This window comes from Pseudoalteromonas sp. PA2MD11, assembly GCF_017808125.1.
GTDB lineage: Bacteria > Pseudomonadota > Gammaproteobacteria > Enterobacterales > Alteromonadaceae > Pseudoalteromonas > Pseudoalteromonas simplex.
In genome coordinates this window covers 1-20,578 of record NZ_JADKNF010000011.1, presented here as the reverse complement: position 1 = coordinate 20,578, position 20,578 = coordinate 1, and the positions used below count along the sequence as shown (strand labels likewise).

Sequence of the window (20,578 nt, the reverse complement as noted above, 5' to 3'; positions counted from 1 at the left end):
TTAATACTAATCTTAGTCGGGATATTTAAAAACGTGTAATGTAAGGTGCCATTTCATTGCAGCTAAACGCAGTGATAAAGTCATAAGCATAGCCAACACCATGGCCATTTCGGTCACTAAACCCAGTGAGATACTTAATGTGTAAACAATCCCACCTGCGATGCAAGTAATAGCATAGAGCTCACCTTTTAACAGCATCGGCATATTTCCAGCCAACACATCACGGATAACGCCACCAAAACACCCTGTGATCACACCCATAATAATCGCGGTGGTATCAGGCATACCGGCAAGCATGGCTTTTTGCGCCCCCATCACCGCAAAAAATGCTAAACCAAAAGCATCTGCCACTTGCAATGCATTAAGTGAAATCGAACGCTGTTTATTGATTAAACGAGTGGTAACAAATACAGAAAGTAATATAGCCCAGAAATAGCTTTGATCATGTAACCAAAATACGGGCACATCTAAAATAACGTCGCGCACAGTTCCACCGCCAATAGCAGTGACTGTGGCTAACACAACAACCCCAAAGCCATCCATTTTTTTGTCGTACGCTAATAGCGTTCCAGAAACAGCAAACACGGCTACGCCGATTAAATCAAACCAATGGTAAAGTTCAGTCATGTTTGTAACTAAAAAGTAATGTTAGTGCCGTTGTAACATAAACTTTTCAATCTTTTAAGCGAAGATTAGATCTAAGTAGGTTAGCTGGTGTGTATTTTGATTTACTACGACTATCAATCCTAAAAAACAGCCCAGTACTTTATACAGTACTGGGCTTTATATACCCAAACCATTTCAAGGTGCGAGTTTCAGTTGGAATTAAAAGCGATTTAGGCAAGGCATTGATTGCAAGTAATAGTGGTTCTATTGTTAAAATCAATAACGCAGTATAAATCGCTTTTAAACCAACCCTTTGGGCGCTTCGCAGGCACTTACTTTCATCGTTGTTACTTCTTAAAAGGGACTGCCATTCTTGCAAAGTAACGCCTTGATTTTAAGCACCTGTGAAACGCTGAACTCTGCATCTTGAGGTGGTTTGGGTATAAATTACTGCTTAATTAAGCTGCCTGACAAAAATGTATGTAATGCAGGGTCATCATCTTCGTTATAGCTTTCTGGTACTTCAAAACCTAAAGTTTCAACGCTAAATCCTCCATCAACGGTTGTGATAGGAGTCATTAACACGCCATAACCATAATTCTGACTCTCGGTAGCCTCACTAAACATCATTAAAGATCCTAAATGCAGCTCCCAAGACGCACTACGAACTTCACCATCTAATTCGAATGAAGCGCTGCCATCTTCAGCAATGACAATATTTGATGTTTCAACACCACCACTCTCGGCCATATAGGTGAAAATATGTGTACCAATTAAGTCGACTTCGGTAAAAGAATCTTGCTCAATAACTCGCGTAATTCTTTGCATTACACCGAAGTCATCGCCATCTTTAAATTGTAAAAAGTTGCCTTGTGCTTTGACAATAAAGTGCGGGTCAGCTTCTTCTATTGGGCTACCGTATGTTTTTTCATAGAAATCGACAAACACTTTTTGATTCTCAACGTCATAATTATAGTAGCCTCCAGATATACCCAGCTCATCATTTTCAGTGTCATGAGCAAGCTCTAAGAAAGTACCGTCTTCTTTAAATATGCCCATAAAGAAGTCACCATCAAGCGACCCATCGAAATAAGCACCTACTAGTGGATTTCCCAGACTATAAATACGTGTTAGTACAACATCACCTTCCCCTTCAATTTCAAGAGTAAGTGTATCTGCAGAGACAGACGCTATAATGCTGCCAGCATCGTCAATCCCAAAACTTCCATTGGTATCTTCGCTTAGTTCAACAGCAAACTCACCTGTACTCTCATTCCAAGTAAAATCGCCTAACTCAAATCCCGGATGAGCATCATCAACGCCTTCATCTGCCATTGCTTGAATCTGAATCCACTTCCCATCACGTAAAACCACTGCAACATCAGGTTCATCGGCAAGTTGCCAGGCGCCATCTAACGGGTGCTCTGTTGCAGGGCGATCAATATCAACCTGCGCTTCCGCCATCGCTTTATCAAAGAACCAAGCTTGCTTATCACCTTCAGTACAATTCGCTGACTGCGCATAAACACAAACCGTTAAGAAATACCTATCAAAGTCACTAACCTCTGCTTGCGATGTATTAAACATCAATTTGCCGGAGGCTAAGCTGTAGTCATATTCAGTTAAAACTCCAAGATATGAAAAGCTAATTCTACGTTTATATTCATCTAATTCATCGTTATAGATTGTCTCAACTTTAATAGTTTCAACACCACGTTCCCTTGGCGAATAAAGCTCAATAAAGCCAACGTTTATCGGATAACCATTTTCATCATAGCTAGCGTTTTCTTCTAACCAGTAGGGAGCAAATTTAGATACGCCATATTCCTTAGAAACTGAGAAGTTACGAAGATGTGATGAGTAATCCTCTGGGCGTTCGGTTCCGTCATAATTAAAAAAGCGATACTTACGGTAAGTAAAGTTTTGCCCGTTATTGGTTGCTAGCAGACGTTGAGAAAACTCACTATATACTTGGCAAACATCATCTTCAGGGCAGATTGGCTGAATGCCATTACTTGTAAAATAGTTATAACGTAAGAATTCTCCATCACTACTTACTTGCCAAGAACGAAAGTTTTGATTCAAATTAAAATTCATTAAACCATCGTCATAAACGTCGTAATGAAGGTCTGTTTGTGGTGAGTTATAACCTTGGTACACAGTCCATTTACCAAGTAGATCTGCTTCAGTAAATGAAAGCTGGTTATCTTTCACCATTAAACCAGTAACTGTTCGCGAGCTATCATCTGTTTTAGCTTCGAGTGATGCAGCAAATTGATAACCAACTTGTACATTTTTAACTAACCAAATTGCGATGTCATAATTGATACTTTCTGCGCTATTACTTATAAGCAGTTGATTCTCATCAACTTGCCAAGTAACACTTACAGGCGCTTTATCGTTATCAGTGAGCGTCCCAGTTCCACCAGAAAGTAGCTCAATACTTACAGCACTACTATACCCACCAAACTCGCTCAAATTATCAATAACCCAAGTACCAATAAGCTCATCTGCTGTCACTGCAAGTGTTTGTCGTTGTTCAATAAGGGTGGCGTTATAATTAGATTCAGAGCTGTTATACACTTCACCGCTGTTACTGAAACGAGTTTCAGTTTTGCGAGAAAACTCTACAGTTCTATTAGCATCATTTTCCAAGAGAATAATTAGATCTAACTCAACTAAATACTCACATACCTCCTGCTGCTGATCATTTTCATCATTGCTAAATGAGCAGTTTATAAGTACAGGCTCAGCTAAATTAATTGTAATATCCTGCTCTTGCTGAGACCAATTAAAGCTTGTATCGACATCAATCAAACTAGCATAGCCAGTTCCATCAGCCTTAAACTCTAACTGCGCAGTTGATGCTCTATAGTATTGCGGCTGCATTAAAATATACTCACCCACAATGCTAGTAACGGTCTGATCTACAAGTTCATCATCTTCTTTAATTTCTTCTTTTGTCGATTCAATTAGACCCGGTTCTTGGCTCTCTACGGTATTAACAAAGTTATCAATATCCTCAGAACTTGATACTAGGTCTAAGGTTGATTCGACGCCTTCAGGAAGTTCATAGTTTTCGTTATCAACAATAATTTTAATTAATGATGCTAAAAGTAACTTCTCATCCGCATCAACAGCTAACAATGCATCATCGAGTGCTTCTTCGGAGTTGATATCAGCACCATCACGAGTCAATAATGCAAACTCTGCGGTAGTAACATTAGTTACATTAACGCCAAAATTATCCTCTTTACTAAGTTTTCCATCAGCTCCTGCTTGCGCCAGCAAAGTTGAAATTGATTTTAGCTGTGAGACAAACTCTACACCGGGATTGATTGAATTATTACCATATGCGACTAGCTTCACTAATTCATTTGCATCAGAGTCATCCACTTCAATATCTACGCTAAAACGACCCTGGGCATCCGCGGTTACTTCAAACTGTTCATCACCAATTTGAACTACAACACTAGAATTAACAATTGGCTCATCTGTTACAATGCCTTCAAATGTTATTTTTAGTGCCTTGCGCTTCAGAGCTATATTAACTTCTGCACTTGCAGTTGCATCGTCATCATCTGTTACAGTCAAAGCAAGAACAATATCTGCATCTTCTTCAACTGCAGGTGCTGTAATTGTTAAGGTGCTTGTATCGCTACCAGAAAGATCAAGGGTAGGACCAGATACTTGTGTCCAAGCATATTGACTAATACTTCCGTCACTATCAGTCGCTGTCGCCTGTAAAACTAGCTCCTCTCCCTCTAATAACTCTGTGTCACTGTTAATTGATACTGTTGGACTTTTATTCTCTTCGGCAACAGGAGGGGTATCATCTTCGTTATTGCTATTATTCCCACCACAAGCTGTTAAGCTAATAATACTGGCTGCAAAAAGTAATTGTTTTATAAAATTCATAGACCTGAAATTTGGAGGGCTCATCATGTTAATCCTTACATTGATTGCGGTATAGCTCACTAAAAAGAGGCAACTGCAGAGCAGTTGCCAATCTCAAAGGAAGCAAATCTTAATAAACGTATGAACAAGGTCAGCGCTCGATCACTCTTTTAACCATAAATTAGACTTTATGTTTGCCCGTCAATTTGAGTACTTCGAAGCATGTTTTCCCGTTCATTTTTCATTAAGATTTTATGGTAGATGAGTTATTCAAATTGTGTGTACTGAATGCCGACAAAAATGTACTCAAATACGACATGTAATTAAAAAACAGTAGGTTAAAGTTTTTGACATTGATATTCTTTTGCCGTCACACCATATTTTTCTTTGAAAAACTTAGAAAAATACGAACGTGAAGAAAAACCAACATCATCTATAACTAGACTTACTTGGCGACCCTGCTGTAACAACTCAGCAGCTCTTTGCAATCTATATTCGCGAAGATATTCACTTGGTGTGATATTTAACAATACTTTTAACTTTCTTTGGAATTGACGCTCACTCAATGCTAAGTGCTTCGCACATTCAAGCATAGAAAAGCCCTGCTGATGAAAATGCTCAGCAACATATTCAGCTAACTTTTCAAGCAGCTTTTTGTCTCTCGGATCGAGTGAAAAGGCCGTTCTTTGCTGAGCTTTATGTGGCGACTTTTCAGATTTCGATTGTTGTGCATATTGAGCTACCCAGCCTAGCCAGTTCTCAATTTTTAAAAATAGCTCTTCTCTATCGAATGGTTTAGTGATCACATCTAGCGCGTGTTGCTGCAAACTACTCACTCGAGTTTCATAATCGCCCTTTGCGGTCAAAATAATTACTGGGATATGGCATGTAACGGGCGAGTTATGTAATGAGTCTAACACAGTAAAGCCATCAACTTTAGGCATCATTAAATCAGTGATGATTAAATCTGGCACTTGGCTCAAAGCTATTTGTAATCCAACTTGACCATCTTGCGCTAATAAAACTTGGTAGCGGTGTTGTAACTCAGATTTAAGGTAATGGCGTAACTCATCGTTGTCTTCAATAATTAATACACTGGCTTTATTCTGCACTTCATTTGATTTTAAACTGATACTTGCAGCAGAAGCTTGAGCGGCAAATTGCGTTGCTTGGAATGAAAGTTTAAAACTAGTTCCTTCCCCTAAGCGACTTGCCAGCACAAGCGTGCCTTTGTACTTATCAACCAAACGCTTAACGATGGCTAGGCCAACGCCACTACCTTCTACATTTGCATGACTACTCACTCTGTAGAAAGTATCAAATACTTTGCCTTTTTCAGCGTCTGCGATACCTTTACCTGTGTCTGTTACTTCTATGTTGGCAAGCTCACCTGATACGCTTACGGTTAAGCCGACTTGACCTTGCTGAGTATATTTAAATGCATTGCTTAAAAGGTTGGTAAGAATCGTGATCACCCCTTCTCGGGTGCTTTCGATAAATACGGCTTCTTCAATATCGACCTTAAAGTCGATAGGCTTTTCACCTAACACAGCAAACTGCCCTGCGACCTCTCTGGCAATTGCCGATAGTGACACAACTTTTATAATCTCTTCATGGCGCTCATCATAACGAGTCAGCGTTAATAGCTTATCAACCAAATTTTCTAAACGCCGGCTATTTCGCAATACCAAATTCAGCTGCTCACGCTTTTCAGTAATTCGCTCATCAGCTATTAGCTTTTGCAACGGCGCAATCAACAAACTCAAAGGAGTTCGTAATTCATGAGATGCATGCGTGAAGAAGCGTACTTTATTTTCGAGTGAATCACTCAGAGCTTCAGCTTGCTGTTCGATGAGCGTTTTTTGCTCTGCGATTTCGTCGGTACGCTCACTAACAATTTGCTCCAGATAATATTTTTGTTTGCGTATCCGGCGAGTCCAAAGCACTGTGAATAGCCACACCATCGCCAAAATAAGCATAGCCGCTAACAGATAAAACTCACTAGTTTGCCACCAAGGAGCAAGAACGGTTATGTTTAACAGTAATGGAGTGAGCACATTTGCCCCGCTTTCACTACTAGCATTAACTTTCAACTGATATTTACCAGCAGGAAGGTTAGTATAATCAACAGATAAAAAAGGCCCTGTAGCTTTACGCCATTGCTGTTCAAAGCCCGCTAACTGATAAGAGTACAGGTTAGTCTGTGGCTCAGAGTAGTGTAAGTAACCAATCTGAAAGTGAACCCGTTTGATGCCCGCAGGAATAGTCACTGAACGGCTTTTTTCTATTTGGTATAAACTGCCTAAACGACTGACTCCTTCGTTTACCACATCCTCATCATCAAATTGCAAGCTAGTAAGCGCTAACTGGCCACCAATGGCATTGAATCCAAGGTCAGCAGGATTAATGACACTCACCCCCTGTGTGCCACCAAACATCAAGCGGCCATCACGGGTTTTTAAATAAGCACCGGCATTAAATTCATTACCTTGTAAGCCATGTCGAGCTTTATAATTTTTAATGCTCATGGTTGCTGGGTCTATTTTAGCGAGGCCATTGTTGGTACTAAGCCAAACCCAATCGTCGTTATCTTTTAACAACGCATAAACGACTTGATTAGGAAGGCCTTGAGCGACATTAAACTGATGCACTTGCTGATTGCTCAAATCAATAATATTTAAGCCGTTCGATGTTGCGAGCCACATTTGCTGGTCAATTTCTAAAAACGCTCGCACTGTATTATCAGATAAAGCTAAGTCGCCTTTGCGATAATTAGTGAGAGTATCGGTTGCAGCGTTGTAATGATAAGCCCCATCACCATCTGTGCCTATCCAAAGCTCTGCTTGAGAGCTTTTATATAAACTCGTCACCCGCGCCGTTGGAATTACAAGTTGTGTATTCGCTACAGGCTGTGCAAAACTAATAAATTTGCTGCGCTGCCTATCAAAGCAAAACAGCCCTCCACCATTCGTGCCAACCCAGACATTATTTTTCTCATCGACTAAAAGAGCATATATACTGTTTTCAGTTAAGCCATGCTCGCCTTCACCTGCTCGAAAGTGACTGATGCTACCATCGGTATGCAAAACATCAATCCCTTGCTGCCAACTGCCAATCCATATATCGCCATTACGATCTTCGGCAATGGCTTTAATTGCATTGCTACTGATTGAATACGGTGAACTTTCGGTGGTTATGCGCTCTAAACGATTTAATTGCTGATCAAGAATATCGATACCGCCACCCCAGCTGCCATACCAAATACGTTGCTTTGAGTCTTCAAATAGCGCCCACGCATCGTTACTTGAAAGTGGCGCTGGCTTTTTTAACTTACTAAATTGCAATGATGCTGGGTCGAGCTTACTGATCCCATTGGCAGTACCAAACCACATAATGTCGCTACTGTCTCGGTAGATACTATAAACCCGGTTATGAGCAAGACTATATTTATCAAATGGGTCATGTGCTAAAACGGTGAAGCTTGCATTAATTGGATCGTAAACATTAACCCCGCCACCTCGCGTTGCCAGCCAAACTTGGCCTTGGCTATCAAACTCAATATCACGAATTTCATTACTGCTAAGCCCAACACCGCCATCATTAGAGGTAAGCCACTGCGTCATTGTTTTAGTGCTTAACTCAATCTTGTATAAGCCACCACCCTGACTTGCCAACCAAATACTGCCATCAGCTGCCTGTTTGATAGCAAAGATACTGGCATGAATATCTATTGGCTCAGCAAAGCCAGAAAAAATAGTATTAATTTGTTGTTTATTAATAAGATCATAATGAAGTAACCCAGCTCCATGGGTACCAATCCAAAGGATGTCGGCAATTTTTGATAGCGCATAAATAGGCTTTTTTAAGTCTGTTATTAGCCTTTCAAGTTGCTGTGTTCGCTTATCGTAACGAAACAGGCTGCCGTCGTAAGTACCAATATAAACGTGCTGTTGCGCTACCAATAAACTGGTGATGCGACGCTCTTTTAAGAGTGGCTCAGAAAATTGATAATTATGTAATGCAAGTTGGTTTACACCACTATTTCGCGTACCTATAAACAGCTGTGATTCGCTATCAAGTGCCAATGGATAGATATAGTTATTTGCTAGGCTATTTGCCTCATCAGAGGCTGTGAATACGGTAAACTCATTGCCATCAAAACGGTTTAAACCTGCCTGCGTCGAAAACCACATAAAACCTTGCTGATCTTGCACAATATCGAACACAACACTTTGCGATAATCCATCCTCAATATCGTAATTATGAAATGCAGACCAAGCTGGAGGTAAGAACAGAAGTGCTAACAGCGCTATTAAAAAACGGATCATCCCTAAATCTACACATTTATTATTAGTTATTAATCAAGCGTAGTTCAGTTCAGCTAACATTCATAATCATTTCCCAATTTAGGGATGAATAACCAAGATAGATATCAAGGGGTTGGATTTAGATGCGAGTTAGCGAGGGTAAAGGCTCTAGGTTATAGGCCAAGCATAACCTTGGGAGTGCTTTAATGTGGTTTGGCTTTACCAAAGAAAAGGTTTACATGGATTGTGTTGGGTTTCGCTGCGCTCAAATCAACCTACCAGAAGAATAAACAGGCCGAATGCTGAGTGATACACAGAAGTAAACAACCCTCTCGATCTAATCTGACGTCTGAAAGCTGACAGCTTTTTTCACCCATAAAAAACCCGAGACTAAGCTCGGGTTTTTCTTAATGCTTAATGCATCACTATAGTTGATTACTCAACGATAGTTGCAACAACACCAGCACCAACTGTACGGCCACCTTCACGGATAGCGAAGCGTAAACCTTCGTCCATCGCGATTGGGCAGATTAGTTCTACAGTCATCTTGATGTTATCACCAGGCATTACCATTTCAACGCCGTCTGGTAACTGTACGTCACCTGTTACGTCAGTTGTACGGAAGTAGAACTGTGGACGGTAACCTTTGAAGAATGGAGTGTGACGACCACCTTCATCTTTAGAAAGTACGTATACTTCTGAAGTGAACTTCGTGTGTGGAGTGATTGAACCAGGCTTAGCTAGTACTTGACCACGCTCAACGTCTTCACGCTTAGTACCACGTAGAAGTGCACCGATGTTCTCACCCGCACGACCTTCGTCTAGAAGCTTACGGAACATCTCAACACCTGTACAAGTTGTCTTCGTAGTTTCTTTGATACCTACGATTTCAACTTCGTCATTCACGTTGATGATACCAGCTTCAACACGGCCTGTTACAACAGTACCACGACCTTGGATTGAGAATACGTCTTCGATAGGCATGATGAATGGCTTATCGATGTCACGCTCTGGCTCTGGGATATAAGAATCTAGTGCTTCTGCAAGCTCAACGATTTTGTCTTCCCACTCTTTCTCGCCTTCTAACGCTTTAAGCGCTGAACCTTGGATTAGTGGTAAGTCATCACCTGGGAAGTCGTACTCAGAAAGAAGTTCACGAACTTCCATCTCAACTAGCTCAAGTAGCTCTTCGTCGTCAACCATGTCACATTTGTTCATGAATACGATGATGTAAGGTACACCAACCTGACGAGAAAGTAGGATGTGCTCACGAGTTTGTGGCATAGGACCGTCAGTCGCAGCAACTACTAGGATTGCGCCGTCCATTTGAGCAGCACCAGTGATCATGTTTTTAACATAATCGGCGTGTCCTGGACAGTCTACGTGTGCGTAGTGACGAGTTGGAGTATCGTACTCAACGTGTGAAGTTGAGATTGTGATACCACGCTCACGCTCTTCTGGAGCGTTATCGATTGATGCGAAATCTTTAGCTACACCACCGTATACTTTTGCAAGTACGTTAGTGATTGCTGCTGTTAGAGTTGTTTTACCGTGGTCAACGTGGCCGATTGTACCAACGTTTACGTGCGGTTTTACGCGTTCAAACTTTTCTTTTGCCATGACGGAACCTATCAGTTTTGTGTATCTAGATTACATATGAAAATAATCCACCGAGGGTAGATTAATTTAATTTTTTCAAATTTCAAATAGTTTTTTCTGACAGATAAAGGAAGAAATTAAGATGAGTTCTCGATACTGGTGCTGATAGGCAGATTTGAACTGCCGACCTCACCCTTACCAAGGGTGCGCTCTACCAACTGAGCTATATCAGCAACACCAGAAGTCTGGAGCGGGCAGCGGGAATCGAACCCGCATCATCAGCTTGGAAGGCTGAGGTAATAGCCATTATACGATGCCCGCATAGGAACCTGTTCTTAAACTACCTCTAACCGTCAAGAATAAAGTGGTGGAGGGAGCTGGATTCGAACCAGCGAAGGCTGAGCCGTCAGATTTACAGTCTGATCCCTTTGGCCGCTCGGGAACCCCTCCACGAAAATTCTTTACTAAGTCACTTCCGGTAAAAGGAAAGTGGTGCCGACTATCCGAGTTGAACGGATGACCTACTGATTACAAGTCAGTTGCTCTACCAACTGAGCTAAGTCGGCACTGCTTTAGTACGGGGCGAGATTCTAAGGTAAGGTTTATTGTGATGCAACCATAAAATTAAAAAAAATGTGAATTTATGTGTTAAACGCTCACTATTCAGGCAAATTGCCGTATTTTTACTGCTTTATAGCTAATTCACGCCAATAATTCAGTCCTTTAAATACGAGCAAGCTGTCAAACTTAGCATCTATATATGTATCTGCTAACAGCTTTCCATAACCACCAGCAAATAATAACTGACACCCCTGTTGGTTAAGATATTGTTTTGCTTGCTCGATTGCGCCGAGAGTAGCAACCATAGCACCATTTTTTAGGCCATTTGGCGTATTACGCCCTAACTCAGTCATAAATGGGGTTTGCTCATCATCAAACACGCGTTGCGTATTTTGGGTAAGTGATGAGGTCATTAAATCAAGGCCAGGTAAGATCCAGCCTCCTAGATGCGCGCCTTCTATATTGAGCACATCAATTGTCGTTGCTGTACCGGCATCGATAATAATGCAGTTTTGCTCGGGATATTCTACATACGCAGCGATCACCGCGAGCCAGCGATCAATTCCTAGGTTTTGAAACTGCTGATAAGCACAGGTTAACGTAGCGAGTTTAGCGGTCACCTCTGCTTCAAAGTAAGGAACAGCATGTTGCTGCGCCTGTGCTAATAACGGTTTAAGTAGCTCAGTGCTACCCACGCAGGCATAGACCAGCTCTGTTATTTGTGACCAAGGTAAATTGCTGAGTTCACAGGTTTGGTAATCCTTACCATCAAACAAAACGGCTTTAATTGCGGTATTGCCAACATCCACTAATAGTTTCATAGCTCTGCCTTACGTAATGAAATTTCACCACCATAATAACTTTTCACTTCGCCATCTTGGCGAATACGTACGCCACCTTGATTATCAATTCCTTCGCAAATACCACGCCAGCTACGATGACCCGTATTTAGCTCAACACACTCGCCTGCAAATGCATTTAATTGATTCCATTGTAGATACATATCGTTTAAACCCGATTGCTGATACTGGGCTAAGCGTTTTTCTAAATAAAAGCACAAATAGGCCACCAGCTTGTTTTTATCTAATCCCTGTACATGCTGGCTTAAATCAGTCCATGCTTGATCTATGTGTTGGCTAACACTTTCTGGCATATGTAAATTGATACCTATACCTATTACAAGCTGGCAAGGCCCCTGCGGCTGACCATCAAGCTCAACTAATACACCCGCTAATTTTTCACGGTTTAAGTAGATATCGTTTGGCCACTTAAGCTCTACATCCAATTGATATAAGGCTTTAAGCGTATCGTAAACAGCAAGCCCAACAGCAATAGATACCCCCATAGCAGCTTGCAAACCATCATCCAAACGCCAAAAGTAACTAAAGTATAAGTTTGCACCAAACGGAGATTGCCAAACGCGCCCACGGCGCCCTCTTCCCGCTTGCTGCATTTCTGCAACTAATACGCTGCCAGATGGCAGTGATACTTCTGTTTGCAAACGGCGCATTAACTCACTGTTGGTTGAGTCAATAATAGGCTGCACTTCAACATTAGCGGTGCTGCCACCTAACTCATTATAATGCAGACCGATTTTATCTTTGTTCAGTAAGCCTGCACTATTATTAAGGCAATACCCTTTACCCGTAACCTTAAATATATCGAGCCCCATTTCCTGCAAAGAGTGAATATGTTTACCCACTGCTGCACGGCTAATACCGAGCTGCTCGCCCAATTGCTGACCAGAAATAAAACCACCGGTATTTAAAGCTTGTAAAATAGCGAGTTTATTTCCATCTGGCGCTTTCATGATGAAGCTCCCAATTCAATGTGACATTCATTATAGGCATTGATCAGGCGTACTTCGTGCTGTAAAGCAATCTGATATTTATGCCAAATCTGTTGTTGTACATGCTTTACCATGGCAATTAAGTCATCACCTGTACTATTACCGTGGTTTACTAGCACTAACGCTTGCTGCTGATGCACTTCAATACCTGCGACCTTAAAGCCTTTTAACCCAGCTTGCTCAATCAACCACCCCGCCGCAACTTTATGATGCTCAGCATCCACAAAGTAATGAGGTAGTTCTGGGTACTGTTTTAAAAGTAACGCAAGTTGCTCATTCCTGATCACTGGATTTTTGAAAAAACTTCCTGCATTAGCAAGTTCACTAGGGTTTGGTAGTTTGCTGTTTCTGGTTGTGATAATTTGCTCAAATACCTGTTGTGGAGAGGGTTCTGAAAGCTGTTGCAATGGTCCATAACTCAGAACTGGCTGCCATTTTTTAGGTAACTGCAACCCTACTTGGGTGATCACCGCTTGATTTTTCAGTGCATGCTTGAAGATAGAGTCACGATAGCCAAATTGGCATTCACCTTTAGTTAAGCGCTTTATGGTTTTGGTGGCAATATCAAAGTAGTCGACATAACTCACAAACTTTTCAAGCTCTACACCATATGCACCAATATTTTGCACTGGCGCAGCACCAACGGTGCCGGGAATTAAAGCAAGGTTTTCAAGCCCAGGCATGTCATTAGCAATAGTCATAGCAACTAATTGGTGCCAGTTTTCTCCGGCTGCAATGTGCAATAAAAAGCCATCGTTTTGCAGCTCTATGTCGATGCCCTTCGTATTCATGTAGATCACAGCACCTTGGTAGTCAGATAAAAACACCGTATTACTGCCTTCACCTAAAATACAAAATGGCGCAGAAAAGTCTGTGCTTAAAAGCTGATTCACTTCATCAATTTGATAAAAATGCTGGCATTGGCTTGGCAAAGAAAAGGTATGAAAAGATTGCAGGGACTGAGCCACAAAACGCCTCAAAGGTTACCGGTAACTAATCGCATTAGTGTAACCTATCGTCGCAAAATACGCATTAGATTGTAAAAATCACTCAACCCACTGCACTAATCATGTTATAAAACGGGCTCTTTTTCATTTCCGTTCCAGGGTTATTATGAAGTTTAAACCATTACTTTTAAGTCTTGCTATAGCCGGTGCTTGCTCTCAAGCAACTGCAGATGCAATCAGCCAGCACACTTACGCAAACTTAGATGACGTAACAACCACTCACCTACTACTAGATTTAGATGTTGATTTTGATGACAAACAACTAGAAGGTTTTGTTGAGCACACGCTAGATTGGCACAATGCAACAAGCAAAACACTGGTACTTGATACACGCGATTTAGATATCGACAAAGTAATGTATCAAGATCAAAAAGGCAGCTGGCACAAAGCTGACTTCACCCTTGCTGCACGTGATGACGTAAAGGGCTCAAAATTAACAATTAAATTTAAAAGCCAAGCGGTTAAAGCACGTATTTATTACAACAGCCGCCCAGAAGCTTCAGGTTTACAGTGGTTAACGCCAGAGCAAACAGCCAGTAAATCACACCCATTTATGTACAGCCAATCACAAGCAATTCATGCTCGTAGTTGGATCCCAGTACAAGATACGCCAGCAATGCGCGTAACCTACTCGGCACGTATTCACACTCCTAAAGACATTCGTGCGGTAATGAGTGCTGATAACAAAGATGCACTTTATAAGGACGGCGATTATCTATTTAATATGCCACAACCAATTTCGCCATACTTAATCGCAATTGGTGCAGGTAATTTAGAATTTAAAGCCATGTCTAAGCAAACGGGTATCTTTGCTGAGCCAACAATTTTAGATGCATCAGTTGCTGAGTTTAACGACACGCAAGCGATGATCGATAAAACTAACGCGATGTATGGCGAATACGCATGGGGTCGTTATGACTTATTAATGCTACCGCCAAGCTTCCCATTTGGTGGCATGGAAAACCCTCGTTTATCATTCATCACACCAACGGTTGTTGCTGGCGATAAAAGCTTAGTAAACCTAATTGCTCACGAGCTTGCTCACTCTTGGTCTGGTAACTTAGTAACCAATGCGACGTGGGAAGACTTATGGCTAAACGAAGGTTTCACGTCTTACGTTGAAAACCGCATTATGGAAGAAGTGTTTGGCCGTGACCGTGCAGTTATGGAACAAGCGCTTGATGCAGCAGGCTTACGTGCATTACTTAAAACTCTACCAGCACCAGATACGCGACTTAACTTAAAACTTAATGGCCGCGATCCTGATGATGCATTTAGCTCGGTGCCTTACACTAAAGGTCAGCTTTTCTTAATCTATCTAGAAAACAAATTTGGCCGTGATAAGTTTGACCCATTCGTAAAGGGTTACTTTGACCAATTTGCGTTTAAGTCTCTTACAACAGCGCAATTTGTTACTTACTTAAAAGCTAACTTGATCGAAAAATATCCAGGCGTTGTGAGCATGGATAAAGTTAATGAGTGGATCTTTGAGCCTGGTTTACCAAGCGATGCCCCTAACCCAACGTCTGATGCCTTCGACAAAGTTGATGCTGTAACCAAAACATGGTTAAACGGTGAGATCAGTGCAGCCCAGTTACCAACAGCGGATTGGTCAGTTCACGAGTGGCTACACTTTTTAAATAATCTACCTCGCGATTTAAGCATCGAAAAAATGACTGAGCTTGATAATCAATTCAACCTAACACAGTCAACTAATGCAGAGAGTGCTTTCGCTTGGTTTATGCTAGCGGTAGGTAATGGTTATCAGCCAATTTACCCAGCGCTTGATGAACACCTATCAGGCATCGGTCGTCGTAAGTTAATTGTGCCACTCTATAAAGCACTTATTAAAAACGGTAAAAAAGACTGGGCGCATGATGTGTACTTAAAAGCACGTCCGGGTTACCACCCACTTGCACAAGGTACTGTTGACGACTTATTTGCAAAGTAAGTCATCAAACACAAAAAAGGCGCTGCAATCAGCGCCTTTTTTAATTATTTTATTAGTTGGTTACTTTTTGCAAGAACGCACGGCGCTCTTCAGGGCTTGCTTGTTGCCACCAAAACTCAAGCATCGCAGCCGCATTCGGCATATTTTTCAAACCCGCTTGTCCGCCGGGTACTTTTGCAGGCAATGTGACAGGTACTGCAGTCGCAGGCTTGTTGCTTGTAGCAGCAACTGGGGCACTAGCCACAGCTTGTACAGGCGCGCTAGCTGCACGATAGCTAACTATCGATAGTGGCACAGCGAGTTCACTGCCCTTAGCTTTTAAGCTTACTTGCGGTGATTCAGCAAACACTTCTGCAGCAACAGCATTACTGGCACGATTAAACACTAAGTCATAGTCTTTGCCACTCTCTACCGTGAGCTCAACCCAAAACGGCTCTGATTCAACAACTTGGTGGTCATCATACCCTTGCTCGTAAAGATCGGTATATTTCATCTTCACTTGGTAAGTACCAGGAGCAAGTTCAACATCGTCAACACGACTGAAAAACGACTGCTCAATAAGTCGCTCTCCGACTTGTAAGGGTACAAACTCTTCTGGAAAGTGAATAGTCTCAGCGATACTACTTAAACTATTTAATAGCATTAACGCACTACTCAGTAATACTAACTTACGCATGTTCACTCCTTGGTTGTTCAATTTACGGCAGTTTCAGTTTGACACTGCAAATAAAGTTTGTCATTAGTGGGCGGTCATTTAACCACATTTATAAGAGAGCTAAGTATGAGCCAAGAGACTATTTTTACAAAGATTATTAACCGAGAGATCCCTGCTGATATTGTATATGAAGACGAGTTATCTTTAGCTTTTAAAGATATTAACCCACAAGCCCCTTTTCATGTGCTGATCATCCCAAAAACACCAATAGCGACGATTAATGATGTTACAGAAGAAAATGCATCTTTAGTCGGTCATTTATATGTGGTTGCTGCCAAACTTGCCAAACAGTTTGGCTTTAGTGAAGACGGTTTTCGCGTCGTAATGAACTGTAATGACCATGGCGGACAAACTGTGTACCATATACACCTACATATGCTGGCAGGTAAAACAATGGGCTGGCCTCCGTATCAAGACAAGAAAAAAACCAATCTCTAATATTTTAGTATGTAAAAATATGTAAAAGGTAGAACAAAGATACTGTTTTTGTCTATAATAGTGACAGATCAGCTAGTTAATGTATTGCAATTAGTTAACTAGCTGTATTTTTTGACACAAAATAGACACAAACTGTACTTTTCCTGCACAAGTCTCAGAAATTTCTAATACGAAAGGGGTGGATTGCGTGATAGGATGCAATTGTCAACTTTTTTCAAGAGTGAATAAATATGAGTAGTTCAGCCTTTTTATTATTAGATCCAGAACCGATTAACACGATTGGTGTAAATGTATTAGAACCACTGTTAAAAACACAAGGACTCGCTGTGACATCTGGTACTGATATTTCTGAAGTACCTGAAGGCACACGATTGCTATTCATTGAAACGTCAAGTACAGATCCGTGGGGGAAATTGAAGGAGCAGTTAGTTAATCTACGAATTAAATGCGATATCGTATTATTTAACTTAGATGAGAACCCTGAGTTAGCTAATCGTGCTCTTTTAAGCGGTATTAGAGGTGTATTTTATACCACTGATAACGCTGACGTACTTATGAAAGGCATCCGCTTGTTACTTGAAGATCAGCTGTGGTATCGTCGTGACATCATGTGTAATGCACTAAATCGTATGTTGCAATTTAACAAAGACGCATTACATAAATTGACTGATGGTGACATTGAGCCAGTTAAGTTAACTAAACGCGAAAAAGCTATAATCTCATTAATGAGTAAAGGTTCTAAAAATAAAGAGATTGCTGAAGATCTTAGCATTAGTCCTCATACTGTTAAAACTCACTTATATAGTGCATTTCGTAAAACTAAATGCCGTAACCGTATCGAGCTACTTTCTTGGGCTCAGCAAAATATACCTGACGAAATTCGCTAAGCTGCACTATATATCCTACTTGTTAAAACAGACGCTACTTGCGTCTGTTTTTGTTTCTGCTTGCTAAACAACATAATAGCCCTTATCCTCAAACTCTAAGCAACTTTGTGGTAAAAAAATGCTCGATTCAGCCACTTTATACTATGCAAGTGCTGCCATGATGGCAGTAATGACACTACTGAATTATTTAACTTGGCGTACTAATAAACACACACCAGGGACGTTACTTTATATTTTTTACCCTTTAGTCATGTTTGCATCAGTGATGAGCTTCGCACTTTTTGGTCATATTAGTAGTATTGCCAGTATTGCGATTGCAAACACCCTTCTATTTTGTGCGTCCATTATTCATGTAATCGCAATTTGTCAGTTTTTAAATAAAAAATGTATAGGCTTTAAAGGCTTTATTGCATTTACACTCATATCATCACTTACCATGATTTACCTTGCTACTGACAGCACACAGCTTCGCAACCGAATTCTAATTTCAGATCTTCAACATATCGCTGAGGCATCATTTTTACTGCTATTATTCATTCGTAATGGGCGAAAAAACTACCCCAATGGCAGTATTGTTTACATTTTAATTCTTAGCATCACTTTAGCGCTCTTTTCCAGCCGCACTTTGATGATGGGCGATATTCATATAGCTAATTTATTAACTTCAAATTGGTTTAGCATCACTTTATTAATTAATGGTGTTATTGCACCAATATTTTATGCCACAGGTATGGCACTTTTATGTAATGAACGTCGCGAACAAAATTTAAATCAGCTTGCTGAAAAGGCACATAAAGACCTAGAAATACGAGGTTTATTCTTATCAACGATTAGTCATGAAATCCGCACACCTTTAAATGGGATTTTAGGTAGCGCACAATTAATTATGAATCAATCGAGTGACCCACGTGACAAACCATACTGCGAAGCGATAATCAATTCAGCCGAGTCACTCAACCTATTGGTAGATAAAGTTCTCGACTACGCCAGCTTAGATCAGCGAGATGAAGCTCTTTATGAAGAAGATGTAGAGTTTAAGACATGGCTAAATAATCTTTGCCTGTTGCTTAGCCCTCTTGCAGAACAAAAGCACTTAAGGTTTGAGCTTGTCTATGACTTACCTGAACAAGCATGTTATTACTGCGACCAACAAAAGCTAAGGCAAGTCATTATAAATTTAGTCGGCAATGCTATAAAGTTTACAGATCAAGGCGTTGTAAAAATACATGTACAGCTTCTTAATGAAAGGCAGCTAGATCATCTGATTAGGATCAGCGTTATAGATTCGGGGCCAGGCATTGAGGATGAAGAAATTGCATATCTTACTGAGCCCTATGTTCAAAGTAGTGCAGGAAAAGAGAAAGGAGGCACAGGTCTTGGATTAGCAATAACCAGCCGTTTACTTGAAAAACTAGGAAGTAAACTAAACATCGCTAGTGAACTTAAAAAAGGCAGTACTTTCAGTTTTGATATTTCACTTGCTATTGGTGAGCTTAGCCTAGTTGAACAGCGTCACCAATCAAAGGATTATGTTACTGGCCTAGACGTGTTATTAGTTGAAGATCTCGATTTAAATCAGAAAATTGCCATCGAATTTATGGCTGATGATGAGCACAAGATAAAACTTGCAAAAGATGGCAATAGCGCGATTGAACTGATGCAGAAACATCACTTTGATGTGGTATTACTCGATATGAATTTGCCTGATTTAACAGGGCAAGAAGTCTTAAAAAAGCTAAAAAATATCGACCATTTAAATCAACGCACGCCAGTATTAGCATTTACCGCTAGCCTCAGTCCAGATGAAATAAAAGAGTATTTATCACTAGGTATAAAAGATATTGTAGGCAAACCAATAAAGCAGCAGAAATTACGTCAAGCTCTGAGCGATTCACAAACAAACCAATCTGCGAGTATCGCGGTGGAATTACGAGATACACTTTACGATGAAACGGCAGCTGCTACATTGATAAGCTCATTCAGCGAGGATGAGGTATCATCGATTTACAATGAGTTTGTTTTATCTGCTAGAAATAAACTCATTCGCTGTCAACAACTTGTAGATGATGATAAAGAGCAGTGCATCAAACTGATTCACCGTCAAGCAAGCACAGCATTGCAGCTAGGATTTAATCGATACGGTACAGAGCTGAAGCGCATCGAACGTAAGTTACTTGATAACAAGCCCTTAAAAGAACTATTAACCGAAGCCCTAATACTTTGGCAAGAAAGTCTACAAGCTTACCTTAAGCATGCTAGGCGTGAGTTATCATAGCGGTAAGCGAGCATTGTAGGCGCGATTTTATATCGCGCAATATTCAAAAGATAACGCGCGAAATAAATTTCACGCCTACATCAAAACATGGAACGACTTTAGCCGTGAAATGTTTTTCGGCGCTAAAGTAGCGCCTTGGCTAAAGCCTACAAATAACACAATTCGGCTTCAAACTGATTGTGATATGATTACTTAAGACTTACTTTTTCAGGCATAAAAAAACACGCTTTCGCGTGCCTACTTATCAAACTCAATTAATTTTAATCTTCAATTTCAGTTGGTTGCGGGAGCTGTGAATTTTGAGAGCGAACCGACGACCTTCGGCTCTGAACCTGAATTTCAGGCATAAAAAAACACGCTTTCGCGTGCCTACTTATCAAACTCATTTAATTTTAATCTTCAATTTCAGTTGGTTGCGGGAGCCGGATTTGAACCGACGACCTTCGGGTTATGAGCCCGACGAGCTACCAGGCTGCTCCATCCCGC

At 40.9% G+C, this 20,578-nt stretch carries 13 protein-coding genes and 4 tRNA genes; 4 read left to right on the top strand and 13 right to left on the bottom strand.

The annotated features are described in order from the left end of the window. Nucleotides 1-12 precede the first annotated feature (12 nt). The 12 genes from ISP07_RS12555 to murB form a co-directional block, all read right to left on the bottom strand. Nucleotides 13-627 (bottom strand): trimeric intracellular cation channel family protein, encoded by a 615-nt coding sequence (locus ISP07_RS12555; RefSeq protein ID WP_138600951.1) that lies wholly within the window; start codon nucleotides 625-627, stop codon nucleotides 13-15. A gap of 139 nt (nucleotides 628-766) precedes the next feature. Next, nucleotides 767-985 (bottom strand): hypothetical protein, encoded by a 219-nt coding sequence (locus ISP07_RS12550; RefSeq protein WP_054554508.1) that lies wholly within the window; start codon nucleotides 983-985, stop codon nucleotides 767-769. A 68-nt stretch (nucleotides 986-1,053) separates the two neighbouring features. Further along, a complete protein-coding gene (locus ISP07_RS12545) occupies nucleotides 1,054-4,551 on the bottom strand; it encodes a PKD domain-containing protein (protein WP_209327824.1) in 3,498 nt (1,165 codons plus the stop codon). 290 nt (nucleotides 4,552-4,841) lie between these two features. After that, nucleotides 4,842-8,831, bottom strand: a complete 3,990-nt coding sequence (locus ISP07_RS12540; RefSeq protein WP_209327823.1) for a hybrid sensor histidine kinase/response regulator transcription factor — start codon at nucleotides 8,829-8,831, stop codon at nucleotides 4,842-4,844. Nucleotides 8,832-9,245: 414 nt separating this feature from the next. After that, nucleotides 9,246-10,430: an elongation factor Tu gene (gene tuf / locus ISP07_RS12535; protein ID WP_054564107.1), complete on the bottom strand. Its 1,185-nt coding sequence runs from the start codon at nucleotides 10,428-10,430 to the stop codon at nucleotides 9,246-9,248. 136 nt (nucleotides 10,431-10,566) lie between these two features. After that, a tRNA-Thr gene (locus ISP07_RS12530) sits at nucleotides 10,567-10,642 on the bottom strand. Between the two features lie 13 nt (nucleotides 10,643-10,655). Continuing rightward, a tRNA-Gly gene (locus tag ISP07_RS12525) sits at nucleotides 10,656-10,730 on the bottom strand. A gap of 44 nt (nucleotides 10,731-10,774) precedes the next feature. Beyond that, nucleotides 10,775-10,859, bottom strand: a tRNA-Tyr gene (locus tag ISP07_RS12520). Between the two features lie 40 nt (nucleotides 10,860-10,899). Continuing rightward, nucleotides 10,900-10,975 (bottom strand) — tRNA-Thr (locus ISP07_RS12515). 117 nt (nucleotides 10,976-11,092) lie between these two features. Continuing rightward, a complete protein-coding gene (locus ISP07_RS12510; RefSeq protein ID WP_209327822.1) occupies nucleotides 11,093-11,791 on the bottom strand; it encodes a type III pantothenate kinase in 699 nt (232 codons plus the stop codon). After that, nucleotides 11,788-12,780 (bottom strand): bifunctional biotin--[acetyl-CoA-carboxylase] ligase/biotin operon repressor BirA, encoded by a 993-nt coding sequence (gene birA, locus ISP07_RS12505; protein WP_054554865.1) that lies wholly within the window; start codon nucleotides 12,778-12,780, stop codon nucleotides 11,788-11,790. Before birA ends, ISP07_RS12510 begins: the two co-directional genes overlap by 4 nt. Further along, nucleotides 12,777-13,787 carry a UDP-N-acetylmuramate dehydrogenase gene (murB, locus tag ISP07_RS12500; protein ID WP_209327821.1) on the bottom strand — a complete coding sequence of 337 codons (1,011 nt, stop codon included), beginning with the start codon at nucleotides 13,785-13,787 and terminating at the stop codon, nucleotides 12,777-12,779. Before murB ends, birA begins: the two co-directional genes overlap by 4 nt. 145 nt (nucleotides 13,788-13,932) lie before the next feature. Here murB and ISP07_RS12495 point away from each other — a divergent pair, with 145 nt between their 5' ends. Beyond that, nucleotides 13,933-15,777 (top strand): M1 family metallopeptidase, encoded by a 1,845-nt coding sequence (locus ISP07_RS12495; RefSeq protein ID WP_209327820.1) that lies wholly within the window; start codon nucleotides 13,933-13,935, stop codon nucleotides 15,775-15,777. A gap of 52 nt (nucleotides 15,778-15,829) precedes the next feature. Here the strand turns inward: ISP07_RS12495 and ISP07_RS12490 are convergent, their stop codons facing one another. Beyond that, complete coding sequence (locus tag ISP07_RS12490; RefSeq protein ID WP_209327819.1) at nucleotides 15,830-16,453, bottom strand: DUF2057 domain-containing protein; 624 nt, start codon at nucleotides 16,451-16,453, stop codon at nucleotides 15,830-15,832. A gap of 105 nt (nucleotides 16,454-16,558) precedes the next feature. On the opposite strand from ISP07_RS12490, the gene ISP07_RS12485 reads away from it, so the two are divergent. From ISP07_RS12485 to ISP07_RS12475, 3 genes are all read left to right on the top strand, one after another. Beyond that, nucleotides 16,559-16,930: a histidine triad nucleotide-binding protein gene (locus ISP07_RS12485; protein ID WP_054554869.1), complete on the top strand. Its 372-nt coding sequence runs from the start codon at nucleotides 16,559-16,561 to the stop codon at nucleotides 16,928-16,930. A 230-nt stretch (nucleotides 16,931-17,160) separates the two neighbouring features. Then, nucleotides 17,161-17,817, top strand: a complete 657-nt coding sequence (locus ISP07_RS12480; protein WP_209327818.1) for a helix-turn-helix transcriptional regulator — start codon at nucleotides 17,161-17,163, stop codon at nucleotides 17,815-17,817. A 118-nt stretch (nucleotides 17,818-17,935) separates the two neighbouring features. Continuing rightward, on the top strand, nucleotides 17,936-20,092 hold the full coding sequence (locus ISP07_RS12475; RefSeq protein WP_209327817.1) for an ATP-binding protein: 2,157 nt from the start codon (nucleotides 17,936-17,938) through the stop codon (nucleotides 20,090-20,092). Nucleotides 20,093-20,578 lie beyond the last annotated feature (486 nt).

Coding starts and splice junctions, on each gene's coding strand:
- tuf (WP_054564107.1), bottom strand. CDS start 10,430: ATGGCAAAAGAAAAGTTTGAACGCGTAAAACCGCACGTAAACGTTGGT.
- ISP07_RS12490 (WP_209327819.1), bottom strand. CDS start 16,453: ATGCGTAAGTTAGTATTACTGAGTAGTGCGTTAATGCTATTAAATAGT.
- ISP07_RS12540 (WP_209327823.1), bottom strand. CDS start 8,831: ATGATCCGTTTTTTAATAGCGCTGTTAGCACTTCTGTTCTTACCTCCA.
- ISP07_RS12545 (WP_209327824.1), bottom strand. CDS start 4,551: ATGATGAGCCCTCCAAATTTCAGGTCTATGAATTTTATAAAACAATTA.
- ISP07_RS12485 (WP_054554869.1), top strand. CDS start 16,559: ATGAGCCAAGAGACTATTTTTACAAAGATTATTAACCGAGAGATCCCT.
- ISP07_RS12495 (WP_209327820.1), top strand. CDS start 13,933: ATGAAGTTTAAACCATTACTTTTAAGTCTTGCTATAGCCGGTGCTTGC.
- ISP07_RS12555 (WP_138600951.1), bottom strand. CDS start 627: ATGACTGAACTTTACCATTGGTTTGATTTAATCGGCGTAGCCGTGTTT.
- ISP07_RS12480 (WP_209327818.1), top strand. CDS start 17,161: ATGAGTAGTTCAGCCTTTTTATTATTAGATCCAGAACCGATTAACACG.
- ISP07_RS12510 (WP_209327822.1), bottom strand. CDS start 11,791: ATGAAACTATTAGTGGATGTTGGCAATACCGCAATTAAAGCCGTTTTG.
- ISP07_RS12475 (WP_209327817.1), top strand. CDS start 17,936: ATGCTCGATTCAGCCACTTTATACTATGCAAGTGCTGCCATGATGGCA.
- birA (WP_054554865.1), bottom strand. CDS start 12,780: ATGAAAGCGCCAGATGGAAATAAACTCGCTATTTTACAAGCTTTAAAT.